This window comes from Streptomyces sp. (genome assembly GCF_035563135.1).
In the GTDB taxonomy this organism is placed as follows: domain Bacteria; phylum Actinomycetota; class Actinomycetes; order Streptomycetales; family Streptomycetaceae; genus Streptomyces.
Map to the genome: position 1 here is coordinate 1 of NZ_DATMVN010000153.1, position 2,703 is coordinate 2,703.

The window sequence follows — 2,703 nt, forward strand, 5'->3', positions numbered from 1 at the left end:
CACAGCGCCAGCCGGTCCCCGCCGATCCCGATGGCCTGGCCGGTGACGGATGCGGAGGCGTCGGAGGCGAGGAAGGTGACCAGTCCGGCGACGTCCTCGACGGTGCCCAGACCCTCGTCCTTGCGCATCCAGTCCGGCAGCGGCGCCCCGGTGCGCTCCGCCTCGGCGATGGCCGGTGCGAAGGCCGGGATCGTCTTGGTCATCTCGGTGGCGGCCACGGGGATGACGGCGTTCACCGTGATCTGCGCCCGCCCCAGCTCCATCGCCCAGGTGCGGGCCATGGCCACGATGCCGGCCTTGGCGGCCGCGTAGTTGGTCTGCCCGAAGTTCCCGCGCTGGCCTGCCGGTGATCCGATGAGGATGACGCGCCCGCCTTCTCCCTGCTCGCGCATCCGTACCGCGGCGGCGCGGGCACAGGTGAACGTGCCGCGCAGATGGACACGGACGACGTCGTCGAAGTCGTCGTCGGACATCTTCCACAGCACCTTGTCGCGCAGGATTCCGGCGTTGGTCACCAGGGCGTCCAGTCGGCCGAACTGCTCGACGGCCGCCGCGACCAGCGCCTCGGCCGACTCGGTGGAGCCGACGGCGGCGGCCACTCCGGACGCCTTGCCACCGGCGGCCTCGATGCTCGCCACCGCCGCGTCCACGGCCTGCTGATCGACGTCGTTGACGACGACGGAGGCCCCGGCCGCGGCGAGAGCCTTCGCGTAGGCGAGTCCGAGACCACGGCCACTGCCCGTGACGACGGCCACTTTGTCTGTGAGATCCATGGAGATCCACCTTTCATCGACAGGATTCCTGGCTAAGGAGGCGGCGGCCAGTCTTGCGACCCACAGGAATCCTGTCAATGGGGTACGGTGACCGGAACATGCGCAGCCGCGCCTCAGGACGACCCCACGGGAGGGCACCGTGTCCGAAGCCGCCGCTCAACCGGCCGACCGGGGCGCGACGATGCCTCCCTCACTGCTCTACCTGGTGAAACGCACGGAACTCGTTGTACGGGCGCGGCTGGAAGAGGTGCTCAAACCTGCCGGGATGACCGCCCTGCAGTACACGGCGCTGACCGTGCTCCAGCGGCGTGACGGCCTCACCGCCGCGCAACTGGCCCGCGACTCCTTCGTCACCGCCCAGTCGGTGGCCGACCTGGTGCGCACCCTGGAGGCACGTGGGTACGTCGACCGCCGCCCCAACCCGGCCAACCGGCGTGAACTCCTCATCGCCCTGACCGGCCTCGGCCATCAGATCCTCGCCGACCACGAGCAGCCCGTACGCGACCTGGAGCAGCGCATGACCGACGGCCTCGGCGCGGAGGACACCGCGCGACTGCGCGCGGCACTCGATCACGCGTGGCGCAGCCTCCTGTGACGCGGAAAGCCGGCGTCCCGCCGAGGCGGCACGCCGGCTCCGGTGGCCGGTGCGGGGCGAGGGGCTCCCGCTAGCTTGATCTTCAACCTCAGGGCCCGAACGATCTCTCGTACTTGATCACTCGGACTGGTAACTGCGGTGCACGCAGGCGGCCTTCGGCTGAGCATGTGATCCGACCAAGGAACACACAACGCTCAGCACGAAGGCGGGACTGCTGCACGGGCAGGTGACACCTTGACCTGCCTTGCTGAGAGGCGGCCCGGAATCCGCCGTCGCCCGTCGCCCGTCGCCCGTCGCCCGTCGCGGTCAGGTCGCCGGATGCATCGTTCATCCCGACCGCGGGTCGCAATTTCGCTCCCGGAAATTCGGCGCAGTTCTCGCACGTCACAGCATGATCGGATCGATGGGCAGAGTCGGTGCGGCCGGCGACGACGCGGCCATGGAGAGCTTCTTCGCGCTGCTGGAGAAGAACGTCCTCGACCGCCGCCCCTGGGCCACCCGCCAGGAGCTGCGGATCGCGATCGTCACCTGGATCGAGCGATGGATCCGCGCGGTGCCGTCTTCTACGACGCGCCGACGAGCCTGCCCATCACGTCGTACACCTGCTGCGGGGTCGGCGGGGCTGTGCCGAGCGGATCGCGTACGGCTTCGGTACGCAGTCCGTCGAGGAAGAAGCCGATGGCGCGGCGCCAGGTGTCGGGTGCGGCGTCCGCAGCCGCACGAGCGAGCGCGGCGTTGGTGGCGAAGACGAGCAGGAGGTCCTCCTTGGTGAAGTCCGGCCGGAGGGTCCCGGCCCGCTGGGCGCGCTCCGTGACTTCCGCGGCGGCGCCCTGCGTCCGGCTGCAGAGGGCCATGAGGCGCTCGGCGCGCGGAAAGCTGCCGCTGACCACGTCGGCGACAGCGGGACCGGTCGCCTGGAGTTCGCAGACCTTCTCGACGTAGTACGCGAACCCTTCCCACGCGTCCTCGACGGACAGGGCGTGCTCGGCGACCTCGGTGAGGCGGTCGGCGGTCAGCTCCGTCACCACCTCGTCGATGAGCGCCTCGCGGCCGCCGTAGAGGTTGTAGAGGGTGCCGTGGCTCACCCCGGCCCGGCGGGCGATCTCCTTGAGCGAGACCTTGAGACCGCGCTCCTGGAAGAGCTCGGCGGCTGCCGTACGCAACTTCTCGGCGTTCCGCTGTGCATCGGCCCGCATCCGTCCGTCCCTCCTGGTCCTGGTGTACGACCCCATGGTCGCACTGACGTGGAACTTATCTTGACCAGCCGGTCAAGTTGAGTGTTATCGTCGGAGCGATAAGTTGACCCCACAGTCAAGAATGCCACTCGGCAAGGAG

3 protein-coding genes and 1 pseudogene are annotated in these 2,703 nt (G+C 69.5%); 2 read left to right on the forward strand and 2 right to left on the reverse strand.

What is annotated here, in order from left to right; translation table 11 throughout:
• Positions 1-773: SDR family NAD(P)-dependent oxidoreductase (locus VN520_RS06420; RefSeq protein WP_325745867.1), on the reverse strand; the 773-nt coding region annotated here is incomplete at its 3' end.
• Between the two features lie 181 nt (positions 774-954).
• Here VN520_RS06420 and VN520_RS06425 point away from each other — a divergent pair.
• Both VN520_RS06425 and VN520_RS06430 read left to right on the forward strand, forming a co-directional pair.
• Positions 955-1,368: a MarR family winged helix-turn-helix transcriptional regulator gene (locus VN520_RS06425; RefSeq protein ID WP_325745869.1), complete on the forward strand. Its 414-nt coding sequence runs from the start codon at positions 955-957 to the stop codon at positions 1,366-1,368.
• A gap of 268 nt (positions 1,369-1,636) precedes the next feature.
• Positions 1,637-1,909: pseudogene (locus tag VN520_RS06430) on the forward strand (IS3 family transposase); the annotation flags it as partial.
• A 22-nt stretch (positions 1,910-1,931) separates the two neighbouring features.
• Here VN520_RS06430 and VN520_RS06435 read toward each other — a convergent pair.
• Positions 1,932-2,564, reverse strand: a complete 633-nt coding sequence (locus tag VN520_RS06435) for a helix-turn-helix domain-containing protein (RefSeq protein ID WP_325745868.1) — start codon at positions 2,562-2,564, stop codon at positions 1,932-1,934.
• Positions 2,565-2,703 lie beyond the last annotated feature (139 nt).

What these genes read in the sequence shown, in the direction of transcription:
- VN520_RS06435 (WP_325745868.1), bottom strand. Translation starts at nt 2,564, where the DNA reads ATGCGGGCCGATGCACAGCGGAACGCCGAGAAGTTGCGTACGGCAGCC.
- VN520_RS06425 (WP_325745869.1), top strand. Translation starts at nt 955, where the DNA reads ATGCCTCCCTCACTGCTCTACCTGGTGAAACGCACGGAACTCGTTGTA.